This is a genomic window from Intestinimonas timonensis (assembly GCF_900626145.1).
In the GTDB taxonomy this organism is placed as follows: Bacteria; Bacillota; Clostridia; order Oscillospirales; family Oscillospiraceae; genus Intestinimonas; species Intestinimonas aquisgranensis.
Genome location: NZ_LR130817.1, coordinates 1,851,552 through 1,874,976, shown reverse-complemented (window position 1 = coordinate 1,874,976; position 23,425 = coordinate 1,851,552). Strand labels below are relative to the sequence as shown.

Annotated in this window: 18 protein-coding genes and 3 tRNA genes; 14 read left to right on the top strand and 7 right to left on the bottom strand. The window is 60.6% G+C overall.

The window, feature by feature from the left end; genetic code table 11:
- Positions 1–22 precede the first annotated feature (22 nt).
- Both E0E29_RS16065 and E0E29_RS16060 read left to right on the top strand, forming a co-directional pair.
- Positions 23–811: an inositol monophosphatase family protein gene (locus E0E29_RS16065; RefSeq protein ID WP_130850663.1), complete on the top strand. Its 789-nt coding sequence runs from the start codon at positions 23–25 to the stop codon at positions 809–811.
- 59 nt (positions 812–870) lie between these two features.
- Positions 871–2,286, top strand: coding sequence for an alanine/glycine:cation symporter family protein (locus E0E29_RS16060; protein WP_130850662.1), 1,416 nt, complete (start codon positions 871–873; stop codon positions 2,284–2,286).
- Positions 2,287–2,344: 58 nt separating this feature from the next.
- Here E0E29_RS16060 and E0E29_RS16055 read toward each other — a convergent pair whose 3' ends face one another.
- Together E0E29_RS16055 and E0E29_RS16050 are read right to left on the bottom strand one after the other, a co-directional pair.
- Positions 2,345–4,117, bottom strand: a complete 1,773-nt coding sequence (locus E0E29_RS16055) for a CvpA family protein (protein ID WP_242622531.1) — start codon at positions 4,115–4,117, stop codon at positions 2,345–2,347.
- Positions 4,118–4,148: 31 nt separating this feature from the next.
- Positions 4,149–4,721 (bottom strand): hydrolase, encoded by a 573-nt coding sequence (locus tag E0E29_RS16050; protein WP_130850661.1) that lies wholly within the window; start codon positions 4,719–4,721, stop codon positions 4,149–4,151.
- 158 nt (positions 4,722–4,879) lie between these two features.
- Between E0E29_RS16050 and E0E29_RS16045 the strand changes: the two genes are divergently transcribed.
- The 10 genes from E0E29_RS16045 to E0E29_RS19065 all read left to right on the top strand — a co-directional run bounded on the left by E0E29_RS16045 (position 4,880) and on the right by E0E29_RS19065 (position 14,690).
- Positions 4,880–4,971: transfer RNA gene (locus tag E0E29_RS16045), tRNA-Ser, on the top strand.
- A 102-nt stretch (positions 4,972–5,073) separates the two neighbouring features.
- The gene (locus tag E0E29_RS16040; RefSeq protein ID WP_130850660.1) at positions 5,074–5,748 is read left to right on the top strand and encodes a head-tail connector protein; all 675 of its coding nucleotides are present in this window, start codon (positions 5,074–5,076) and stop codon (positions 5,746–5,748) included.
- 300 nt (positions 5,749–6,048) lie between these two features.
- Positions 6,049–6,870, top strand: a complete 822-nt coding sequence (locus E0E29_RS16035) for a cell wall hydrolase (RefSeq protein WP_130850659.1) — start codon at positions 6,049–6,051, stop codon at positions 6,868–6,870.
- Between the two features lie 115 nt (positions 6,871–6,985).
- A tRNA-Ser gene (locus tag E0E29_RS16030) sits at positions 6,986–7,072 on the top strand.
- 56 nt (positions 7,073–7,128) lie between these two features.
- A tRNA-Ser gene (locus tag E0E29_RS16025) sits at positions 7,129–7,219 on the top strand.
- A 112-nt stretch (positions 7,220–7,331) separates the two neighbouring features.
- The gene (locus E0E29_RS16020; RefSeq protein ID WP_165449938.1) at positions 7,332–10,472 is read left to right on the top strand and encodes a glycerophosphodiester phosphodiesterase family protein; all 3,141 of its coding nucleotides are present in this window, start codon (positions 7,332–7,334) and stop codon (positions 10,470–10,472) included.
- Between the two features lie 231 nt (positions 10,473–10,703).
- Positions 10,704–11,804 (top strand): HD domain-containing phosphohydrolase, encoded by a 1,101-nt coding sequence (locus tag E0E29_RS16015; protein WP_130850657.1) that lies wholly within the window; start codon positions 10,704–10,706, stop codon positions 11,802–11,804.
- 5 nt (positions 11,805–11,809) lie between these two features.
- Positions 11,810–12,169 carry an Hpt domain-containing protein gene (locus E0E29_RS16010; RefSeq protein ID WP_130850656.1) on the top strand — a complete coding sequence of 120 codons (360 nt, stop codon included), beginning with the start codon at positions 11,810–11,812 and terminating at the stop codon, positions 12,167–12,169.
- Positions 12,170–12,207: 38 nt separating this feature from the next.
- The gene (locus E0E29_RS16005) at positions 12,208–14,169 is read left to right on the top strand and encodes a sensor histidine kinase (RefSeq protein WP_130850655.1); all 1,962 of its coding nucleotides are present in this window, start codon (positions 12,208–12,210) and stop codon (positions 14,167–14,169) included.
- The gene (locus E0E29_RS19065) at positions 14,136–14,690 is read left to right on the top strand and encodes a response regulator (RefSeq protein WP_130850654.1); all 555 of its coding nucleotides are present in this window, start codon (positions 14,136–14,138) and stop codon (positions 14,688–14,690) included. Before E0E29_RS16005 ends, E0E29_RS19065 begins: the two co-directional genes overlap by 34 nt.
- A 71-nt stretch (positions 14,691–14,761) precedes the next feature.
- Here E0E29_RS19065 and E0E29_RS15995 read toward each other — a convergent pair whose 3' ends face one another.
- On the bottom strand, positions 14,762–15,418 hold the full coding sequence (locus E0E29_RS15995; RefSeq protein WP_130850653.1) for a helix-turn-helix transcriptional regulator: 657 nt from the start codon (positions 15,416–15,418) through the stop codon (positions 14,762–14,764).
- A 160-nt stretch (positions 15,419–15,578) separates the two neighbouring features.
- Here E0E29_RS15995 and E0E29_RS15990 point away from each other — a divergent pair, with 160 nt between their 5' ends.
- Positions 15,579–15,953: a RidA family protein gene (locus E0E29_RS15990; RefSeq protein WP_130850652.1), complete on the top strand. Its 375-nt coding sequence runs from the start codon at positions 15,579–15,581 to the stop codon at positions 15,951–15,953.
- Between the two features lie 283 nt (positions 15,954–16,236).
- A complete protein-coding gene (locus E0E29_RS15985) occupies positions 16,237–18,111 on the top strand; it encodes a DUF4914 family protein (RefSeq protein ID WP_130850651.1) in 1,875 nt (624 codons plus the stop codon).
- A 59-nt stretch (positions 18,112–18,170) separates the two neighbouring features.
- Here E0E29_RS15985 and E0E29_RS15980 read toward each other — a convergent pair whose 3' ends face one another.
- From E0E29_RS15980 to E0E29_RS15965, 4 genes are all read right to left on the bottom strand, one after another.
- Positions 18,171–19,535, bottom strand: a complete 1,365-nt coding sequence (locus E0E29_RS15980; protein WP_165449937.1) for a copper amine oxidase N-terminal domain-containing protein — start codon at positions 19,533–19,535, stop codon at positions 18,171–18,173.
- Positions 19,532–20,083, bottom strand: coding sequence for an RNA polymerase sigma factor (locus tag E0E29_RS15975; RefSeq protein WP_130850649.1), 552 nt, complete (start codon positions 20,081–20,083; stop codon positions 19,532–19,534). Before E0E29_RS15975 ends, E0E29_RS15980 begins: the two co-directional genes overlap by 4 nt.
- Positions 20,084–20,221: 138 nt before the next feature.
- Positions 20,222–21,595: a penicillin-binding transpeptidase domain-containing protein gene (locus E0E29_RS15970; RefSeq protein WP_130850648.1), complete on the bottom strand. Its 1,374-nt coding sequence runs from the start codon at positions 21,593–21,595 to the stop codon at positions 20,222–20,224.
- Positions 21,588–23,399: an FtsW/RodA/SpoVE family cell cycle protein gene (locus tag E0E29_RS15965; RefSeq protein ID WP_341273116.1), complete on the bottom strand. Its 1,812-nt coding sequence runs from the start codon at positions 23,397–23,399 to the stop codon at positions 21,588–21,590. Before E0E29_RS15965 ends, E0E29_RS15970 begins: the two co-directional genes overlap by 8 nt.
- Positions 23,400–23,425 lie beyond the last annotated feature (26 nt).

Genomic DNA, 23,425 nt, shown 5'->3' with positions numbered 1-23,425 from the left:
GCCCGGAAAAGGAGGAACGGCTATGCTGCCGGAGCGAGAGGAACTGCTGGAGCGGGTATCGGAGGCGGTACATCAGGCGGGACGCCTGTTCGGGCACCAGGAGATGGCGGAGCAGATCCGCCAAAAGGGGGCCACGGACTTTGTGACCCAGGTGGATGTCAATGTTCAGGAGCAGCTGCGGAGCCGGCTGAAGGAGCTGGCTCCGGAGGTACAGTTCATGGGGGAGGAGCAGGACAACAGCGGTGTGGACCTGAGCGGGGCGGTCTGGATTCTGGACCCCGTGGACGGCACCACCAACCTTATCCACGGATTCCGGCACAGCGCCGTCTCTCTGGCCCTGGCGGAGGAGGGACAGGTGACCATGGCCCTGGTGTACGACCCCTACGCCGGAGAACTCTTCACCGCTCTGGCGGGGAAGGGAGCCTTCTGCAACGGCCGGCCCATCTCGGTAAGCGGTGCCCGCAGACTGGCCGACGCGCTGGTGGACGTGGGCACCAACCCCAGCCAGCGGCAGAAGGCCGACCGGGCATTCCGCTGGATGCGTACCCTCTATGACCACTGCCACGACGTCCGGCGCATGGGGGCTGCCTCCCTGTGCCTGAGCTATGTAGCCTCCGGGCGGCTGGACGCCTATGTAGAGGATGGACTGAAGCCCTGGGACTACGCTGCGGGCATGCTGCTGGTCCGGGAGGCCGGCGGCATGGCGGCCACCCCGGAGGGGGGAGAGCCCTCCCTGTCTACGGGTGGCGGCATCGCCGCCGCCAACGGTTTCATCGGTCGGGACTTTCTGAAGCTGCTCTCCGAGGTGTAAAGGGAAGGGCATGTTTTTTGCCCCGGGCGCATACCCCTGTGGAGAAGGGGGCGGGGCGCATGACCTTTTTGGAGCGGTTGGGCGATTGGATCTGGGACCCGTGGCTGCTGGGGGGCTTTCTGCTGCTGGGCCTGTGGTGCTCGGTGGGCACCGGCTTCTTTCAGCTCTTCGGGTGGCGGCGGTGGCTGGGGGCCACTGTCGGTGCCCTGCTGCGTCCGAAGGAGCGGGAGAAGGGGGGCGGACTCACCCAGCTCCAGGCCCTCTCTACCGCTTTGGCCTCCACCATCGGCACCGGCAGCATCGCGGGGGTGGCCACCGCCATCTTCTACGGCGGACCAGGCGCCGTCTTTTGGATGTGGGTCTCCGCTCTCCTGGGGATGATGACGGGCTGCGTGGAAAAGACCCTGGCCGTCCGCTACCGCCACAAAAGCCGGGACGGCGGCTGGGAGGGAGGCCCCATGGCGTACATGACCCAGGGCCTGGGGCTGCGGCCTCTGGCCCTGGTCTTTTCCCTCTTCTGCGTCACCGCCTCCATCGGTGGCGGAGACCTGGTCCAGGCCAATTCCATTGCCGCCGCCCTGGAGCACGCCTTCGGTTGGGGCCGGCTGGCAGTGGGGGCGGTCACCGCTGTGCTCACCGGAGCCATCATCCTGGGAGGGATCGGCCGCATCGGCCGGGTCAGCGAGCGGCTGGTGCCCGCCATGGCCATTCTGTTCCTGGCGGGCGGCGGTGCCGTGGTCCTCTGCCACGCCCACGCCCTGCCAGAGGCTTTCTCCGCTATCTTCCACGGTGCCTTTGCCCCAAAAGCCGCGGTGGGCGGCGGATTAGGATACTCTATGGCGACAGCCATGCGCTATGGGGTGGCCCGGGGGGTCTTCACCAACGAGGCGGGGTTGGGTTCCTCCGCCATGGCACATGCCGCCGCCGATGTGGACCACCCGGCGGAAGAGGGCATGTGGGGGATTTTTGAGGTCTTTGTGGCCACCGGGCTGGTCTGCACCGTCACCGCCCTGGCCATCCTGACCTCCGGGGTCTATGACCCGCAGGCCGCCTTGGCCGCTCTGGAGGCAGGGACGGTGGAAAACGCCATGGTTGGGGCCGCCCTATCGGCCGCCGCCTTTTCCACGGTGCTGGGCCGGTGGGGAGGCCCCTTTGTGGCGGTGTGCCTCCTCCTCTTTGCCTTTTCCTCCCTGCTGGGGTGGAGCTACTATGGACAGCAGGGTCTGGCCTTCCTCACCGGCACCCGCCGCTGGACGGGGCTCTACCGGCTATGCTTCCTTCTGTTCATTGTAGTGGGGAGCGTGGGGGATGTAGGGGCGGTGTGGCAGGTGGCTGACATCTGCAACGGCATGATGGCTCTGCCCAATCTGATCGCTCTGCTGCTGCTGTCGCCGGAGGCCTTCCGCCTGCTCCGGACCTGGGCAGAACGGCGGGAAGAGAGACGGACCATTCCCAGAAAGGCCGCAGCGGACTGAAAAAAGCGTCTCCTCTCCTTTGCGGAGGGGAGACGCTTTTTTCGTGGACTTGGAACCGTCAGCCGTAGATGGGGACCGTAACGGCGCCGTCCTCCGATGTGTCGGCAGAATCGCCGGCAGGTTCTGTCTCGTTGGGGGTGACCAGCGGCTCGGCTGGGGCAGCCTTACCGTCGATGGTAAGGGAGTAGGCGCTGAGGATGGAGGCGTCCTCCTCACCGGTCTGGACGGCGTGGCCGATGGTGACCTTGTCACCCAGGTTCAGCAGCACCGCCACCGGGTTCTCCGAGGCAGAGACGGCGTAATAGACCTCACCGCCCTCCAGGCGGAGGAAGTAGTAGGTGCTGCCGTCCATGACGGCGGAGCGGATGTCATCCACCACACCGGAGATCTGGGTCTCGGGCCGCTCCTCCTCAGACACGATGCCCCGCTGGGAGAGCAGGTCAATATACACCTGCTCGCACTGGGACACGGAGCCGGCCACCGCCACCAGCTGATACTGGGCCACGTTGACCATGGCGTAGCTCTTTACCAGTTCGGTGGCGTCCTTGAGGGGAATGAAATAGGTGGGCTCTCCGGCGATGTTGAGAAGGAGGGGGAAGGTGGCCACGTACTTGAGGTCCTGTACCTCACCCTCGGCAGAGCCCATAGCGGCGTACTCGGTGGCGCCGGGGGCCTCGTAGAACCGGGTCTCCTTGGTGCGCTGATTGGAGAGGAGAAAGCCCAGGTTGGACTGGTCGGCATTGGCGGAGGTGACGCCGGTGTAGACGTACACGTCGTCGTTGAGGGCGATATAGTTGTAGCCCTCGGTGGTCATAGTGACGCCCTTCTGTCCCAGGATGGAGTTGAGAAAACCGTTGATGAAGGTTCCGTGGTAGTCGTACTGTTCCATGATGAGGTCGGGGGTATAGACGTTGTCCACCCAGGCTGGGACATCGTCAATGTCGTAATACTGGCACTCGCCGGTGATGGCGTTGCAGAGCACGGCGCCCTGAATGTCGGTGCCGCCGAAGAGACCGATAGTCCGGACAATCCGGGGGGCGATCCAGTAGGGCGTACCCTCCTCATCGATTTCGAACTGGGGGGTGTCAAAGAGGTAGGTGGGGTAACGGAAACGCAGGTGGCGCACGATGTTACGGTTGAGGGGCTCGGAGAAGGAGTACTTCATGCCCTCCTGGAGCCGCACCACGCTGGCCTCCTGGGTGACCATGTCTACCAGCACGTAGGCGGGCAGGCCCTCGCCCCGGTTGGTGAACCACTTGATGAGGTCGGCGTAGTCGATGGGTGCCACCCGGACGGGCCGGCCCTGGTAGTTGATCTGGGTGGAGTCGTTGGAATACTCGAACTGGCTCACCATATCGCTGAGGGTGCCCATCTGGCGGTCTCCCAGGTACTCGGCGGAGGAGCGGTCCAGGGTGGGGATCTTGTCGAAGGAGATCTGGGCGATATCCTGGTTGAAGTTGCCGTCCTCCACAGTAAGCAGGTCCCGGTAGGCGGAGGCCCGGAAGATGGGCATGGAGACCAGGGTGCCAATGATACCCACGGCGATGAGGAGCACCATGAGGACGCCCACAGGGAGGCACTGGGTCTTCACAAAGCGGAAGTATTCCTTCACGCCGGAGCCGGGGGCCATGCGGAAGCCGGAGGTGAAGAGGGAGGCAACCACAAAGACAATGCAGAGGACAAAGACAAAGGTGTAGAAATTCCCATCCTGGAGATTCAGGGCGGGGAGGGAGAGGTAGAAGTAGGCGAGGCCGAACACCAGGGTGACGGCCAGGCTGATGAGGACGCGGGCAGCTTTGCCGATGGGCTTGCGGGGGGAATTCCCGTTCATAAAAAACTCCTTTTGGGTGATGTGGTGGGTGTCAGGCCAACTGGGCCTCAATGTCGGCCTCGGTGGCCTGCATGGCCCGGAGGGTCATGTCCAGCAGCTTGTCCAGGTCCCAACCAAGCAGATCGGCACCCTTCTGGATGATCTCGCGGGAGCAGCCAGCGGCGAACTTCTTGTCCTTGAACTTCTTCTTCAGGGACTTGAGCTCCATGTCGGAGCAGCTCTTGGAGGGGCGCATGAGGGCGGCGGCGCCGATGAGACCGGTGAGCTCGTCGCAGGCGAAGAGGACCTTTTCCATCTCGTGCTCCGGCTCCACGTCACAGGCCTCGCCCCAGCCGTGGCTGGCGGTGGCATGAATGAGGGCTTCATCCAGACCCAGCTCGCGCATAAGGGCCTGAGACTTGATGCAGTGCTCCTCAGGCCACTGCTCGAAATCCAGGTCGTGGAGGAGACCCACGAGGTACCAGAATTTAGCGTTGTCGCCGTAGCCCAGCTCCTTGGCGAACCACTCCATAACCGCCCCCACGGTAAGGCCGTGGCGGATGTGGAAGGGCTCCTTATTATATTCTTTCAGCAGCTCCAAAGCCTGGGCGCGGGTCAGTTCCATGGTCAAACACTCCTTATACAATCATAGCGTTAGGATGCTACTGTTATAGCACAGTTGGGGTGGGATTGCAACGACGTCAAATTTTTTCAGAGATTTGCATTTTACCTCTTGACGAATGGAGAGAAAGTGGTTATAATAAGCAACGTTGTCCCGGCCATGGAGAGATGGCTGAGCTGGTCGAAGGCGCACGATTGGAAATCGTGTAGGCGTTAATAGCGTCTCGAGGGTTCGAATCCCTCTCTCTCCGCCAAAATCGGAGCAAGTGTTTATCACTTGCTCCGATTTTTTTATGCCCTGGAGGCGGGCGGAAAAGGGTTACCTGTGTTATAATGAAAATATGATTTAAGGCCGCATGGGAGAGCGATTCGGAAGAGCAGCGCAGGGATCGGGAGGCGAATCAAATAAAATGTGGAATTTAATCATTCGGGATATTGCATTTTTACTATTCGTTGCTGCTCTGGTATTGTTTTTAAGGGATAAACGTTCGAAGAAACGAAGAAGAAGGGGGGTGGCTTTGGCCGCAACACTGATCGCAACTATTACTCTCTCACTGTGCAGGATCGAAAATGTATTTTACACCTTCCCAACGGTGGAAAGTGTTGCGGAATATGCATGTGGGGATGATGTGAATTGTATTGTAGATGGGAAAAGCTCTAGTCTGATTCTCTATACGGACGAAGATAGCTATACTATGATGATTGCTCCAAGGCAGAAATCAGGGTATAAAATAGGAACAGATATCAGAAGAAAAATTATTACAAAGAATATTGGCCACGGATACGTAGTTAACATTTTGTGGTATGTGGGTATAGAGGACCATTACATTTATATCACAGGACTCAGTGATACATCGGAGATAAGCGTTGAAGATAGCTGCAATTCCAAATTTATGGAATTTAAAGAGGAAAATGTTTTTGGCGATGTAGAGTTCACCGATTATCTGGCACTTGCCTTCATTAAGGAGTATACGGAAGGATATACGGTGACGATCACGAGCGGCGGGGAGAGCATGACGATCTCTCTTTAGAGGATATCAAAATGGGAGCAGGCGTTCATCGCCTGCTCCCATTTTTTATGCCCGCCGGATGCCGGTTTCGCATCCGGTGGGCGGTGGGAGGAGAAACGGTTTTGTTACCGTTTCCGGCGCCGGAAAGGGCGGAAAAGTCAAAGGGGTCAGAATGGAGAAAACCGTTGCGCCCCAATGGTTTCAGGAAATGTGATAGCGCTCGGCAAAAAATAAGTCTTGCAATTTGCCTTCAAATAGGTTACAATCTGGTTACAAAAGAAACGACAAGATTACAACAACAGTGAGGAGGAAGCATACGACATGCGCATGCGTATCCTATGCCTAATGCTCTGTCTGGCAACGATCCTTCCCATGGGGAGTTGGGCTCTGGCGGCGGAGGAACCCGCCGCGGGCAGCTACTTCCTGGTGGACGGCAATGTCTGTGAGGATCCCGGTCTTACCGTATATAACGGGATCACCTATGTCTCTCTGGTCAATGCGGTGCTGGCTCTGCGGCCTGACGCCATCATTGGCTGGGAGGGCGAGTACGTGGTGGTTACCGCCGAAGGTCTGGACCTCCGGGCCCGGGTGGGTGACCAGTATATCCAGGCCAACGGCCGGTGCCTGTACGTCCTCAATGGTGTCATCGACGGCGGTGGCCGCGTATTGGTGCCCGTGCGCACCATCGCCCAGGCCCTGGGCGGCTGGGTGAGCTGGAACCAGGAGAGCGGCGTGGTGGAGGTTTACAGCGGCGAGAGCCCCATTGCCTCCGGCGACAGCTACTATGACAGCGACTCCCTCTACTGGCTCTCCCGCATCATCAACGCGGAGAGCGGAAACCAGCCTCTGGACGGCAAGCTGGCCGTGGGCACCGTCATCATGAACCGGGTGGACAGTCCCCGGTTCCCCAACACCATCTATGATGTGATCTTTGCCCCCAATCAGTTCACCCCTGCCAGCAGCGGCAGCATCTATCGGGAACCCAACGCCGAGAGCGTGGTGGCAGCCAAGCTGATCCTGGAGGGTGTCCGGGTGGGTGGCAGTAGCCTCTACTTCGTCAATCCCTCTATTTCCCCCAACAGCTGGGCCCAGCGCAACCGCACTTATGTGACTACCATCGGCGCGCACGCCTTCTTCAGCTGAGCGAAATCCACCGGGGCCTGCGGGCCCCGGTTTTTTTCTCCAAAGGTGTTGACAAGCAGGGAACGTTATGGTATGATAACACCTGCGTTTGATATGATGGTGGCGCTCGGGACGTGGAGAGATGTCCGAGTGGTTTAAGGAGCCGGTCTTGAAAACCGGTGACTCGCAAGAGCCGTGGGTTCGAATCCCACTCTCTCCGCCATATTTCTTCTCCCCGCGGCGGGGCTCACAAGTGAATCAGAGAGATTGATTCGGCATGCAGAAGTACCCAAGTGGCCGAAGGGGCTCCCCTGCTAAGGGAGTAGACGGGTTAAACCGTGCGAGGGTTCAAATCCCTCCTTCTGCGCCAACTCGCCGCAAGCGTGAAAAGGCTTGCGGCGAGTTTTTTTATTTCTTTTGGTCATGCTAACAGAGAGGTCCATAGAGACAGAAAACAGCGAGTGAGCGCGGAAAGGATGCCCATGTCTAAAGTCAGAGCGTTGTCAAATTTATTGTGCGGGAGCTGTCTGGCCCTGCTGCTTCTCCCCGTGGGAGCCCAGGCGGCGGGACGGCTGGAGATCGAGGCGCCGGACCGGCTTCCTCTGGGAGCAGAGCAGGTATTGGAGCTGGACGGCGGCACCCGCAGTCTGGACGGAGCTGAAACCGTGACGGTCTCCGGTTACCTGGACGAGGTGGGGGCGGCCCCCGCTCTCACGGTGGAGGGGCAGGCCCTGGAGGCCGACGGCGAGACCCAGCTCACATTGGAATTTGACAAAGGCGAGGCGACGCTGCCGGTGGTGGGCAACGCGGTGGGAGACTACACTCTGAGCCTGGAAGCTGGCGGACGGACGGGGACGGTGTCCCTGGAGGTGGTTTCGGCCCTGGAGTGGGCCATATCCCTGGCGCCCGACCGGCTGACTGTGACGGTGGCGAAGGATGCCTCCGCCTTCACGGTACGGACAGCGGTGGCGGAGAAGATCGAGAATACCCTGGCTCCCTCCGGATTTACCGCCGCCGGCGGAAAGATCCGGGTCACGGGGGAGGAGCAGAAGGGCTTCACCATCACCCTGACGGGCGAGGGACAGACGGTGACCCTGCCCACCAAGGTGAGCCTCTACCGCCGGGACGCCACTGGTCAGGAGGTGCTGGAGGGACAGCTGCAAGCCGTCCTGACAGGGGATTTCTCCTTTGACACGGCGGATGAGATCACGGCGGAGGCCATCGCCGCCCAGGCCTCTGCCATGGTGGGGGACGAGAAGACGACGGTGACTGTTCGCTGGAGCGAAGAGGAGGGCTGCTGGTATGTGGCCCTCAAACGCCAGGGTCAGGAGCTGGAGGCCCCTCTCTACCTCAACAGCCGGGTGGACCTGACCTTCGACAGCCCCGCGCTTCTGAACCGCTGCGGCATCCGGCTGGCCGCCGCCGATGACATCTACGTGGCCGGCGGCACCATCAACACCGTGGGGGTGGCGGGTAACGGATATGAGGCGGTTGTCTTTCCTGTTTGGAACTATGGCCGGGATTTCTGTATTCAGGCAGAGGTCCGGATCAACGACGCTGTGAGTAGCAGCCGCTGGTGCGGACTGGCCTTCGGTGTCCGTTCCACCGGCGGAAGTGGGACCAACTCCAAATATTCCTTTTGGCAGCTGGGCCTGCGGCAGGACCCCACCGCCTCCAACGGGGTGGAGTGTGCCCGTATGCTGTCCGGCGGGGCATGGAGCACACAGTGCGCCGCCCCATTGAGTGCGGCGATGGAGGAGGGACAGGTCTATACCCTTACCATCCTCTACCAGAACGGAGTGGTCTGCCAGTACGTGGACGGAGCTCTGGTGCTGCGGGCCGATGTGGCCGACCAATCCACGGTGGATGGCCGGGTGGCCTTCACCTTTGACGGGGCATCGGCGGAGCTCCTCTCCCTGTCGGTCACCGACCAGCTGCCCAACCTTCCCACGGAGGTGCCCCTCACCGCCAACGGCTACGACACCCAGGTCTACGAGCCCAAAACGGGGTTAGTCATGTCCCCCACAGTGGTAGCGGAGGGGGACAGCCTGTACGCTGCAGATACGGCGGCGGGTGAGCGACGCCCGGCCACGCTGATTAAGGGGGTCTTCTCCGACCTCACGGTGTTGGACCGGGGCAGCCGCATTCCGCTGAACGAGTATCTGTCACGGCTGGATAAGCGGGTGCTGGCGGGATTCCGCATCGAGGACCTGACCACCGCCGCCGCCTTTGCCCAGTATGTCTCTGCAAACGGCATCATGGATGTGAACGTCTTTTCCAGCCAGCTCCAGGTCCTCCAGACGGCCTGTGCCGGGAGTCCGGGGGTCCGGGCTGTCCTGGATTGCTCCTCCATGGATCTGGCAGACCCCACTGAGGCCGCGTCCCTGGCCGGCCGGGCGGGGGCCAGAGTGGTGATCCTGGACCAGTCCGACGCCCTGCCTGAGACGGTGAAAGCTATTCAGACCAGAGGAGTAGCCGTCTGGGTCCGTACGAACGGCGGAGAAGCGGCCTATACCGCCATACTCTCCGGGGCGGATGGCCTGGTCACCGACGACTGGGAGGGCGTCATGGACGCCATTGAGTCCTTCCCGGCAGGTCAGCGCACTCTTACCCGTACCCCTGTCATTACCGCCCACCGGGGCCTTCACGAGATGGCGCCGGAGAATACGGAGCGATCCGCCGTCCTGGCGGCGCAGGCGGGTGCGGACGCTATCGAGTGCGACGTCCACCTTTCCGCTGACGGGGTGGTAATGGTGAACCATGACGCTACCACCGGCGCCCTGATGAATCAAAACCTCTGGATCTCTGCAGCCACCCGGCTCCAGCTCCAGAGCCTGATGTTCCGGGACAAGGCCCTTGCCGGGGATCGGATGCCCACCCTGGCCCAGCTCTTCCAGGCGGTTCGGGAGAGTGATACCGTTTTCCTGGTGGAGATCAAAAGTGAGGACCCGGCTCTGATCGAGCCCCTGGTCCAGACGGTGTATGCTGCCGGCATGGAGAACCGGGTGGTCTTCCTCTCTTACAGCACAGAGCAGCTCCAGAGGATTCGGGCCCGGATGCCGGAGGCGGCGGTGGGCTATCTGGCCGCCTGCACCCAGAGCGGGGCGGATACGGCTGCCAATCTGAAGGCCATGGCGGAGGTGCTGGACCCTCTGTGCGCCTTCTACAGCTGCCCCCAGGAGGCCCAGACCACCGCCCTCACCCGGGCGGCCCGGCACCGCGGTATCCTGATCCACCCCTGGACCGTGGACGAGTACGAGCTTTTTGAGCAAAAATACTATGACGGCTACCACGGCATCACCACCGACCGGCCCGATTACGCATCCTATTATCTTACGGCGGTGGAGACCGTCAGTGCGGAGGCTGACCTCAAGGCCGGCACAGAGGGGGGCAGTGCCCTCCAGGTAGTCCGTCAGACCCGGTGCGGCAGCGAGACGGTCAATGCCGACTGTTTCCTCCAGATCGGCGGAGATGCAGTAGTGAAAATGGATGAGAACGGTCGCCTCTTCTCCGAGACGCCGGGCACTGCCGTAGTTTTGCTGGAAAGTACTGCCACGCTTCCCGCGACCCAGGTGCCCTACCGGATGTACACCGGACCTGTCACTTTGACCTTTACGGAGTGAGCACAGCGCCGCCCATGTTATGGCATGGGCGGCGTTCTTGTTGTGGACAGCCCAGACTGTGCAGGGTGGGTGCTGTTTGCTTTTCCCTGGCAGGCTAATGGAGCGGAATGGCTTGGGAATACTGGCTTTCAGGCTTGCGGTTGGAAGTAGAAGGTATTATAATGATGAGAATGTAGGTACCAAAATTGGCATCAAAATAAGAGCACATGACGCCGGAAAGGAATGAGATGGATGGAAGAGGAACGGACCAATATACCGGCGGAAAGCACTTATGACACGATCCTGATTGTGGATGACGATGAGATCAACCGTGCGATTTTGGAGAACATTTTTTCCTCCCAGTACAAGGTGGCGGAGGCCGATAACGGGCGATTAGGGTTGGAGAAGATCCTCTGTAACAAGGAGCAGCTATGCGCGGTGCTTCTGGACGTGGTGATGCCGGAGATGGACGGCCTGCAGGTGCTGCGGCGGTTGAACGAGGAGGGGATCCCCGCCCAGATTCCCATTTTCCTCATCACGGAAGAGGCCAGCAACTCCACCATGCGGGAAGCCTATGAGCTGGGAGTCATGGATGTTATCAGCAAACCTGTCATCCCATACATGGTGGACCGGCGGGTGAAGTCGGTGGTGGAGCTCTACCAGGCCCGGAGGCGTCTGGGCAGCGTGGTGGAGCGGCAGCAGTCGGAGCTGCTGCGCCAGGCGGAACAGATCATCGAGCTCAACCGGGGCATGATCGAATCCCTTTCTGCCGCGATTGAGTTCCGCAACGGCGAGTCGGGGGAGCATGTCCGCCGTATCCACAATATCACCCGGTATATGCTCACCCAGACTGAGCTGGGAGAGGGGCTGACGTCGGAGGAGATAGATTCCATCGCTCTGGCGGCCATTACCCACGATGTGGGGAAGATCGCCATTCCGGATGCCATTCTCAACAAGCCGGGACGGCTGACGCCGGAGGAATTTGAGATTATGAAGACCCACACCGTGCAAGGGGAGCGGATGCTGGAGCATATTCCTCAGCTCAAGGAGCACGGGGCCTATCACTACGCCTGCGACATCGCCCGCCATCACCATGAGCGCTGGGACGGCCGTGGCTATCCCGACGGCCTGAAGGGTGATGAGATATCCCTTTGGGCGCAGATCGTCTCCTTGGCAGATGTATACGATGCTCTGGTGAGTAAACGGGTCTATAAGGATGCCTTTGATCGGGGAGAAGCCCTGAAGATGATTCGGGAGGGACAGTGCGGGGTCTTCAACCCGGCGCTGTTGGAGCGATTTTTTGCCGTGGAGCAGGAGATCTGGAAGTTTTACGGGACCAACGGGGAGGCGTAAAAGGCATGGACGAGGGAAAGCGTACCCGCCTGAAGGCGGCTGGAATTGACGTGGACGGTGCACTGGAGCGTTTCATGGGCAGTGAAGCGCTGCTGGAGAAATTCTTGAAAAAATTCCTGGAAGACGGCAACTATGTGGCACTCCGGACGGCACTGGATACCGGCGACCGGGAGGGGGCTGTCACAGCTTCCCACAGCCTGAAGGGTGTGTGCGGGAACCTCTCCATGACGGAACTGTTTGATCTCTTCACCCGGCAGGTCCAGATGCTCCGGGAGGGAGATGAAGCCGGGGCGGCCGGCCTGATGCCAGCCATCACCCAGTCCTATGAGCGGGTGAACCGGGCGATACGGGAGAACTTTGGATGAAGGCCGCCAGATGAAGGCGGAAACGGATCTTTCGGAATGTGCGGACCAATTTCCTGGTCCTGCTGGCATTTATGGTCGTCGGTATGGTGTGCTACCATATCCTGCGTGTAGATCTGTTGAAAAACGCGAAAGAGCTTGGGACCTCTCTGGCAAAGACCTATGCGGCGGAAGAACGGAACAACCTGACGATCTATGAGACGCTCATTGCCTTCGGCACGGAGGCTATCGACTGGCGACTTCAGGAGAACGCGGACCAGGAGGAGATGCAGTCGTGGATATCGATGTATTTTCAGCGCCTTCAGGATGTGCTGGGAGAGAGGGGTGTGGACCCCTATGCGGTTCTGAACGGTGAGATTCTGGCGGCCAACCCGTGGGAGGGTATGGAGCACTACGACGTGGAGAACGCCGTCTGGTACCAGGGGGCCCTGATGGCCGGAGGCGATGTGATCTTCACCAATGTCTATACCGACACAGTATACGGTACGCCGGTCATCACAGTGGCGCAGAAGTGCCGGAACTCGGATGCGGTACTGGCCTTTGATATTTTCCTGGAGGACTTTCAATTCCGCTCCAGCATGCTGGACCTGCCGGAGAATGCCTCCTTTTATCTTTGTGACACGGAGGGCAACCTGGTCTACTTTCAGACTGCCGCGTCCTATGAGCAGGAGAGGCTTGAGTCCTATGTCAAGGGGCTGCAGAAGCGGATATGGAGTGGGGAGCTGGAGGCTTATGATACCCATGTTGTTGACCTTGCAGGGGAACTGAGAAGCGTCTATTACAGCAACATGCCCAACGGTTGGCTTTCGATCATTACGATACCGTATGACACGCTCCTCGCGGATCTGCAGCAGGCGAAAGCAGTGTTTGTGCTCGTATATCTTTTCAGTCTGCTCAGTGTAGGTTTTCTCACCTGGCGGGAGATCAGGCTCGGTATCAGGATGGAGCGGACCAACGAGACGGTGACTGTCCTGGGCAACTCCTACTACGCTCTCTATCGTGTGGATGTACTGCGGGACACCTATGAGATCATCAAGGGATCGGAGGAAGCTGAGCAGAGCCTGTCTGTCCATGGGCGGTATCAGGATCTCATCCGTATGGCTGGAGAGGTTATGGAGGAGGCCGCCTATCAGGAGTACATGGAGGGTTTTTCTCTGGCCAACGTCCAAAAACTGGTGGAGCAGGGGGTCCGGGAGTTTGGAGGCGATTTCCGCCGCCGCTTTGGGACAGAGTACCGCTGGGTGAACATGTGCATTCTCTTTGACAAAACTCTGGAGGAGGGCGAGGCGGTGCTGTCCTTCCGGGAAGTGGACCAGGAGAAGCGCCGGCAGCTGGAAGAGCGTAAGCTGCTGGAGAATGCGCTGGAATCCTCCAGAAAGAGTGAAAAGACCAAACAGGCCTTTTTCAGCAATATGTCCCACGACATGCGCACTCCGCTCAACGCCATCATTGGGCTCACCGATGTGGCGAAGAAGCATGTGCGGGAACCGGAGCGGGTCCAGGACTACCTGGAGAAGATCACGGACTCCGGACGGCAGCTTCTGGGACTCATCAATGATATTCTGGGCATGTCCCGTCTGGAGCAGGGCAAGGTGGTTCTGGATGACCGCCAGTTCGATCTCCAGGTGTGCATTGAGTCCTGCGCCGCACCCTTCCGTGTCCAGGCGGAGGAGGAGGGAAAACACTTCGTTACCAGCTTTGAGATCCACAGCGCCATGGTGTTGGGCGATCCCTTCCGGATCAGCCAGATCATGAATAACCTGCTCTCCAACGCGTTCAAGTTTACCCAAAAGGGTGATACCGTGGCGGTGGAGGTGAAACAACTCTCCTTCCAGGAGCAGATCAAGTATCAGATCGTGGTACGGGACACCGGGCTGGGCATGTCCAAGGAGTTCCTGCCCAAGATCTTTGAACCCTATGCCAGAGAGACACGGTTCAGTGCCGGTCAAGTGATGGGACGGGTCTGGGGATGCCCATCGTCAAGAACCTGGTCACCCAGATGAGCGGCCAGATCCAGGTGGAGAGCCAGCTGGGGAAGGGGACCACATTTACCGTGGAGCTGCCCTTCCAGTCAGCCGAGCAGGAGGAGCACCCCTGCGGTGGCACGCTGGACAATCCCGTCTCTCTGGAGGGAAAGCACATCCTTCTGGCGGAAGACAACGCAGTGAATATGGAGATCGCCACGGAGTTCCTTACCATGAACGGCATGAAGGTCACCCAGGCGTGGGATGGGCAGGAGGCGGTGGAGTGTTTTGCCACGTCTCTGCCCTATACCTTTGATGCCATCCTGATGGATATGCAGATGCCCAAACTGGACGGCTGCACCGCCGCCCGGCAGATCCGTGCCCTCTCGCGGTCGGATGCTGCCACGGTCCCCATCATCGCCGTGACGGCCAATGCCTTCGCCGAGGACATGGCGGCTACCACAGCGGCGGGAATGGATGCCCATATCTCCAAACCCATTGACTTTGCCGCGCTGTGCTGTACTCTGGGTCGCCTCATTGGTAAATCGAGTAAAAACTGACCGACAAAAATGAAAAACCGCCGCTTTGCCGCCCATGCTCGGGCGGCAAAACGGCGGTTTTTGGTATTCTGTCAGCGATTTCGAATGCGGCGGAGGTAGCGGTAGACGGTGGGTTCGGAGATGTCCAGCTCCCGGGCGACCTGCCCCACCGATCCCTTGGTGGAGAAAACCCCCTGCCGCTCCAGGGCTTCAATAAGGGACTCCTTTTCCTGGGTCGTCATGCGTCCGGCGGGAACGCCCTGGCGGAGCACTGTATTGTGGATGAGGGTGGTGGAGAGCTCTGGGATGGAATCATCCAGCTCTTCGGTATAGGGGGCCTGAGGGGGTACCTGGCCGGGGACAGAGAAGGCGGCGAGAAGACTTTGAAGGTGGCTTGCCATTGCGGTGAGGTCGGAGACGTCGTGATTGACGCAGATGAGCCCCAGCAGCTCGCCATCTTCCTTGATAAAGTAGGTGGAGGAAACGAAGCGTTTGCCGCTGCGGGTACGCCCTTCGTAGTTGGACACGAAGTCCCGGTCCCGATAGACCTCGTCCCTCACCAGACGGCGGGCCAGCTCTGTCATGGGATCTCCCACCTTGCGACCGCTGAGGTGGCCGTTGAAGATGGCCACAACCGACGTCTCCGGATCGGAGACGTCGTGGAGGATGACCTCGTAGTGGTCGCCGCATACGGCGCTTAAGAAGGCCGCAATGGGGAGGTAACGCTCCAGCCTGCTTTGGTTGCTCATGGGTTTCAGTCACCCTTTCCGGCAGTCAAAGACCGCAATTTGCTTCGTGGACCTTATTTTATACCGGAATAAGCAAAAGCACAATATGAAAAGCGGGTTGACAAACAAGAAATAAGAAATTATAATCAATGTAACAAAAATTTATCGGAGGCGATCTACTATGAAAACTCCTATCGTAACGAATCAGGCACCCGCCGCCATCGGCCCCTATTCCCAGGGTATCTCCACCGAGAACCTGGTCTTCGTGTCCGGCCAGCTGCCCATTGACCCTGCTACCGGTGTCATGCCCGAGGATGTGGCCGCCCAGGCCAAGCAGTCCCTGGCCAACGTGAAGGCCGTGCTGGAGGCTGCCGGCAGCTCCATGGAAAAGGTGGTCAAGACCACCATCTTCCTGGCTGACATCGCCGACTTTGCCGCGGTGAACGAGGTCTATGCCGCTGCTTTCCCCCAGCCCTGCCCTGCCCGCAGCTGCTTCGCCGTGGCTGCCCTGCCCAAGAGCGCCAAGCTGGAGATCGAGGCCATTGCCGTAAAGTAAGATTCCGCCGGAACCCAAAAAGCCGTAAGCCCGCCGGGCTTACGGCTTTTTGTTTCAGGAGGATGGCTCACCATGCGGGGGCCTGCTGAGGTTTGAGCACGTATATGAAGCCTGAGCACGGACAAGTTGCAAAAAGAGAACGGTCAGACCGCAGTGAGCAGGGGCGGGGCGGAAGACCGTCCTCCCCTTGACAAATGCGGGATTCTCCTGTAAAGTTACACATAGAAGTATTCTCCGTTTCGATAGAAAGCCCGGGACGAAAAGAAAGTGAGGCACCGTTCCCATGAATGTACTGCTGGAAAAATTCACATTTACGCCTGAACTGACCGAAATCATCAACAATAGCCCCAGTGTGATCGTGCCTGACAGCAAGGAGACCCTCTACGAGCTCATCTTTGGCAATGAGCACACGGACAAGATCGAGGTCCTCTACGATGTGAACGGGAAGCCTGTGAAAGAGGCCACAGTGGTCCGCTGCAAAAACGGTGCCGTGGTCAACTATGTGGAGGACTACATGCGCCGCCGGGACCCCGACTGCATGCGCATCGCCGACGACCAGCCCACCGACAAGCCCCGGTTCGAGGATGTGTATGGCTACGACTTCGACCAGCTCCGGGAGGAGACCTACCGGTGGCTGGCCCGGCAGGAGCTCATCATTGTTCCCTTCAAGGCTGGCGGTTACCAGTACGGCTATGACTCCATCCTGGTCTGTCCCCGGAACGCCGCCTTCTTTGCCTTTGCTCTGGCAGAGCTCCAGGCCTTTGTGAACGCCCGCAAGGTGGAGCACTTCAAGCCCCGCTCCATCGTCTATGTGGCGCCCCCCTTCCGTCACACCCACTTCAACGGCAAGCAGGTGGTGGTCCACAGCCGCCACAGCGACCTCCATGAGGTCTTTTCCTACAACCTCTATCCCGGTCCCTCCGCCAAGAAGGGCATTTACAGTGTGCTGCTGGACATCGGTGAGCGGGAGGGCTGGATCACCGCCCACGCTTCGGCTGCCCGGGTCATCACCCCCTATGAAAATGAGATGGTCATGATGCACGAGGGTGCCTCCGGCGGCGGCAAGAGTGAGCTGCTCCAGGATGTACCCCGTGTGGCCGACGGCCGTGTGCTGCTGGGTGTCAACATCGAGACCAATGAGAAGACCTATATCAGCATGAGCGATACCTGTACCATTCAGCCTGTCACCGACGACATGGCCATGTGTCAGCCCAGCTACCAGCCCCGAAACGGCAAGCTGGCCCTCACCGACGGCGAGGACGGCTGGTTCATCCGGGTGGACGGCATCACCGAGTACGGCGCAGACCCCCTGTACGAGCGCATCTCCATCCACACCAAGGAGCCCCTCATGTTCTTCAACATCGACGGTGTGCCCCGTTCCACCTGCCTGCTGTGGGAGCACACCCTGGACTCTGACGGCAAGCCCTGCCCCAACCCCCGTGTCATCATCCCCCGCCGCCTGATCCCCCACATCGCCGACAAGCCGGTGGAGGTGGACGTGCGCAGCTTCGGCGTCCGTATGCCCCCTGCCACCAACGAGAACCCCAGCTATGGCATCCTGGGTCTCATGGGCATCATTCCCCCCGCCCTGGCCTGGCTGTGGCGGCTGGTGGCCCCCCGCGGCTTCAATAACCCCAGCATCAATGGCAGCGCCAAGCTGGCCAGCGAGGGTGTGGGCTCTTACTGGCCTTTCGCCACCGGCCTCCGGGTGAAGCAGGCCAACCTGCTGCTGGAGCAGATTTTGCGGTGCAAGAACACCAAGTATGTGCTCATCCCCAACCAGCACATCGGCGCCTATAAGATTGGTTTCGCCGCCGAGTGGATCTCCCGTGAGTACCTGGCCCGCCGCGGCGGCGTCAACATGAAGATGGACCGTCTGGTCCCCGCCCGCTGCCCCCTCCTGGGCTACGCCCTTAAGGAGATGAAGGTGGACGGTCAGCAGATCAGTTCCCGGTTCCTCCGCCCCGAGCGCCAGGAGACCCTGGGTGACGAGGGCTACGACAAGGGCGCCAAGATCCTCTACGATTTCTTCGCTCAGGAGCTTGCCGCCTTTGATGTGCCGGAGCTTCATCCCATCGGAAAAGAGATTCTCAAGTGCTTCCAGAACAACGGCAGCATCGAGGACTACTGCGCCATCATCCCCCTGGGTCTGGAATAAGAAAACAGAAAAACGGCGTCCCCTTCTCACGAAGGGGACGCCGTTCTTTTTGTGGTGCGTCAAGGGATGACTACCCAGTACGTCCGTTCGGTTTGAGTTTCGTTGTAGGCGGCTGTGACATCCAGCCCCCAGTGTTCAGCCAGTCTCCAACCGGCGGCCAGTGTACCGTCCTGAAGGACGACGGGTTCACCCAGGTCCACCGGCTCACCGTCCACCAGGGCGGTGGAGCTGCCCACAGTGAGGACGATGGTGGTGTCCCGATAAGTGCAGGTGGCGGTCTGGCTGTCCTCGTCCCACTCATAGGAGGCCACTAGGGCCCGGCACAGGTCCTCCACGGGGAGGGTGAAGCCGCCCTCCTCCGTAATGAGGTCCATCAGAGGGATCTGGAAGGGGTAGAGCTTGGGATCGATCTCCACGGCATAGGGCTCTCCGCCGTCCAGGGGATAGGCGGTGCCGTCAAAGACCACGGCAGCAAGCTGGGACAGGTCCATGACGGACTGGAAGCGGTAGTGGAAGGACCACGTCTCTCCCCGGATGCGCAGGGCGGAGACGGAGGTGAGGGACTGCCCGCTAGTGATAAGGGTCCCGTCCTCCATGAGGAAGAAGAGCAGCGGATCGGCCTCCCGGTCCGGGTCCACTATGGTGGCCTCAATCTGACAGGTGAGGGGACTCAAAGTCACCGAATGCACCGTGATATCGCCGCCCCGGGCGTTGTCCAGGGTGGGGGCACCTGGTCCTGTGGCACCGATATCCACGGTAACCGACTCCGCGGGGTTAAGGTCAAACTCCAGGGCGGCCCCTTCCTCCATATACCCCAGACGGACCCGGAGTGCGGTGGCGCCGGCCAGATCCACGTCAAAACGCCAGAAGGTGGAAGACTCCGTCCGCAGCTCCCCCAGTTCGCTGTAACCAACACCCCAACTGCTCGGCGTAGAGGCATCATCACCGTCGTTTTCTTCCGGGAGAAGCGGATAGATGGACCAGGTGTCCATGCCGTTGAAGTCGTCGGAGAACATGAATGCCCTGGATTCCTCCGTCAGAGCATCCACCCTCACCAGCAGCAGAGCAGTGGTGCTGTCTGAGACAGAGCTCTCGACTATTAAGGTATAGTCCTTGTCACTGATTGACCGGACCTCATGGTCCACCAAGGGCTTGGCGGAGGAGGTATCCCCCTTGAAATAGGTATTCAGAACATCCCAGTGGACGGTTACGGCCAGGGTAGTGCCCACCAGGGCCACTACGGCGGCAATGAATACCGCCGCAAAACGAGTTTTTTGCCGCATATGCTGTCTCCTTTCCGAGGGGAGAACGTCTAAAGCGGTGTTCACCCGACGGACCATGTTCTCGGGGTCCAACGGTTGGGGGCAGGGCACCTCGGGCGGTACGGTGTCGGCCCAAAGCTCTGCAAAGTGATTTTCCTTCACGGACATTCCCCTCCTTTCGTTAGTTCCTCCCGCAGGGCCTTCCGGCCCCGGAGGAGCCGGCTCTTGGCTGTGGAGAGGTTCAGCTTCAGGTCCCGGGCCACATCCTTCAGCTTATCCCAGTACCAGTAGTAACGGAGGAAAAGGGTGCGGTCGGGCTCGTCCATAGCGTCCACGGCCTGCCACAGCCGCTCTGCCCACTCTCGCTGCTCGGCCGTCTCCTGTGGGCCGGGCTGGGGGACGGCGTCGGATTCGGAGAGGGGGAGGACCGGTACAGGGGTGCGGCGGAGACGGTCGATGGCCTTGTTTCGGGCCACCGCCCCCAGCCAGGGGCGGAGATCCTTGTCGGCGTGCAGCTCCCCGGCGTGCTCCCACAGGGATAAGAACACGTCGGAGACCACCTCTTCCACGTCCTCCCGGGGAGCGCTGCCCCCGGCGGACAGGGTCCGCCACACCGTGACGCTTACATAGAAGGTATACCGCCGGATGGCGTCCTCCAGAGCAGCACGGCTGTGTCTGCGCAGCCGCTCGATCAGGCGCGTGTCTTCCATGGGCATCCCTCCTAAAGTTCCATATCAAGTCTCCCGCGCGGTCAACTCTGACTGGATATACGCATTTCCCGGGAAAGGGTTGCGGGGAAAATAAAAATTTCCGGCGGTCATCCGCCGGAAATTTTTGTTTCTAGGATTTTAATACCCGTTGACCAGCAGGTCCAATACAGCTGCGGCCACATTGCCGGCGGTTTGAGCGCCGCTGCCGCCCTCTTCCACGACGACCACAAAGGCGTAGGGGGCATCCTCGTTGCGGAGGAAGCCGGTGAACCAGGAGTTGGGAGCCTTGCCGCCGCCGACTTCAGCGGTACCGGACTTGGCGCAGATGTCCATGTTGGGGAAGCGCCCGGCACCGTAGGTCTCAGTGACGTTCCGGGCCATCATATCGGCCAGGGTGGCCGCCGTGTCGGCTTCGATGAGCTTGCCCGTTTTGTGACTGAAATAGAAGGAAGGGGGAAAGTGCAGGGGAGTTACTGTTTTGAGGACCAGCTGGGGGACAGCGGCCTTGCCGCCGCCTGCGACGGCTCCCATGTAGATCATCATGGACATGGGGTTCACCAGATCATTGAACTGGCCAACACCGGCCCAGCCCAGCTGGTTCGTGGTTGCCCCGGAGAACTGGAAGCTGCCGGCGGCGGTCTTGAGACCGCTGATGCTGTACCGGTCGGTGAGCCCCGCTTTCTCGGTATAGGCGGCCATGATCTCCGGCCCCAGCTCCACAGCCAGCTGAGCAAAGACGCCGTTGCAGGATTTTGAGAAGGCGCTGTAAATGTCCATTTCACCGTGGGCGGAGGGGCAGGTCACCACGTCATCCCCCACCTGGCAGGAGCCGGTGCAGGTGAAGGTGCGGCTGAAGAGATCGGGGATATTTTCAATGGCGGCGGCCAGGGTGACGGTCTTGAAGACCGAGCCGGGGACGAAGGTGGAGGAGAGGGCCCGGTTGAGGTAGACGCCGTCGTAGGTGGTGTCTCCCTCCTGAATATCGGGGGGAGCGACCGGGTCAAAGGTGGGGGAGGAGAAGAGGCACAGGATCTCCCCCGTCTCGTAGTTGTAGACGGCCACCGCGCCCTTTTTGCCGTTCATGGCGGTGTAGGCCTCGTAGTTGAGCCGGGCGTCAATGGTGAGGTAGAGGTCGTTGCCCGCCCCCATGGGGCTGTACGCTCCGGTGAGGAGGTTGTAGCCTGAGAGCTTGTCAGCGAAGGCCACCAGAGCCCCGGTGCCGATCTTGCCCTGAGCGTCTCCCACCACGTGGAGGGTGGCCTTTCGGACGGTGGCGTTGTCGTAGTAGGCACGGTTTCCGTCCTTGTCCACCCAGGAGAGCACGTCGCCGTCCCGGTCCAGCACCCGGCCCACCGAGAGCTGACCCTGGCTGTTGTATAGGTGGCGGTTGGCGGCAAAGGAGACCCACTTCCCGCCGTTGAGGAAAAAGCGGAAGCCGAAGATCACCAGTCCAAGCACCAGTGCGGCTGCAAGGAGGAGGCAGACCATGGCCCGCCGTTCGATCTTACGCATCGCCGCTCACCTCCTTGCTGTCCTCGCTGGGAAAGTAAACGGACTCCTTCTCCTGACGGGAGGGAAGGCGGATGGCGAAGCTGGCGTTCTGACGGGTGTCGGTGGCTTTCAGGAAGGCCAGCAGTCCCCAGGAGGAGAGCATGGCGGAGCCGCCGTTGGAGACAAAGGGGAAGGTGACGCCGGTGAGGGGGAGCAGGTCCACAGCGCCGAAGACGTTGAGACAGGTCTGGAAGACCAGCAGGGAGGTGGCGGCGCAGGCGGCGATGGTGTAGAAGCTGGACCGGCCAGAACGGCAGGCCCGAACGGCAAAGACGGCCAGAGTGACGATGCTCAGTACGGCCAGGGCGGCGATGATGAGCCCCCACTCCTCGCAGAGCATGCCGAAGACCAGGTCGGTGTCGCCGGCGGCCACGTTGTGGAGCCAGCCCTCCCCGGCGCCCACGCCCACCAGGCCGCCGGAGGCGGCGGCCGACATGGTGCGCACCTGCTGGAAGCCGCCGGAGGAGGCCTGCTCCCAGGCGTGGCCCCAGGTGGCGAAACGTTTGAGGATGTAGGGCTTGAAGGAGAGAAGGATGACCACGCCGAAGACGGCGCCGCCGCAGATGAGGGCCAGGGTGGCCCAGTCTCCGGAGCGGAGGTAGGCGATGACCAGGAAGGTGATAAAGAAGATGGCGGCAGTGCCGAAGTCACTCATCAGGGCCAGGCAGCCCAGGCATACGGCGGTGAGGACCATGAAGAGGCCCAGGTTCCGCTTGCGGAAGAGCCGCTCCAGGGTGGCGGAGCCGGCGAAGATGTAGCAGATCTTGGCCAGCTCCGATGGCTGGAAGGAGAGGGGGCCGATGACGACCCAGTTGAGGGCACCGTATTTGGCCTGGCTCAGACCCAGCATGCCCAGCACCAGGGTGAGACCCAGAAGGCCGATGGCGCCGCCGGCCATGAGCCAGCGGATGGACTTGACCCGGTCCAGATCCCGGAGGAAGAGCCCCAGCACCACGAAGAGTACCAGCCCCAGCAGCAGGGCCAGAAGCTGCTTGAAGAGGGAGGAGGGGGCGGAGGAGGCTGTGACGGCGAGGGAGAGGGTGGAGAGGAAGAAGGCGATGGTCTCCATCTCAAAGCCCACCCTGTGTGTGGCCCGCATGGCCAGAAAGTAGCCCCACATAACGGCGATCAGGCAGAGAAAAGCGCCGGGCACCGTGGCAGGGAGTTCATCTCCGGCAGCGGCCATAAGCTGTACGGCGGTTAGAATCTGAAAGATCGTGAGGAAGAAGAGTCCTACCCAGGGGGAGACGGGACGTTCCTCGGACCGCCGCTTCTGACGGCGCTTTTCCCGCTCCTCGGGTGGAACAGGGAGAAGAACGGTCTCCACACCGCCCAGGGCCACTACATCACCGTAAGCCACCGGGGCGGCCTCAGCCACCGGCTTGCCGTTGATGGTGACGCCGCCCTTGGAGCCCAGGTCGTAGATCGTCCAGCTGTCGTTTTCCGCCCGGATGAGGGCGGCATGCTGCCGGGAGACGGTGGGATAGCCCAAAATCACGTCGCAGGCGTTGGACCGGCCCAGGAAGTTTTCCCAGTGGGTAAGGGGCTCAGAGAGGCCGTTGGGTAGGGTGAGATAGGCCCACACCTCCGGCACATGGGGTACGGTGAGGAGGGACCGGATGCTGCGGATGAGGATGAGAATGGCCAGGACGGGGAAGAGAAACCGCACCACGGCGGTGTACCACGCCATGACGGCGGCGTGATCCCCCAAAAAGGCGGCCAGACCGCCCACCAGATCCTGAAGTCCGGTTGGAAGCTGGGGCAAGGGATACCCCTCCTTTCTGAAAAGAG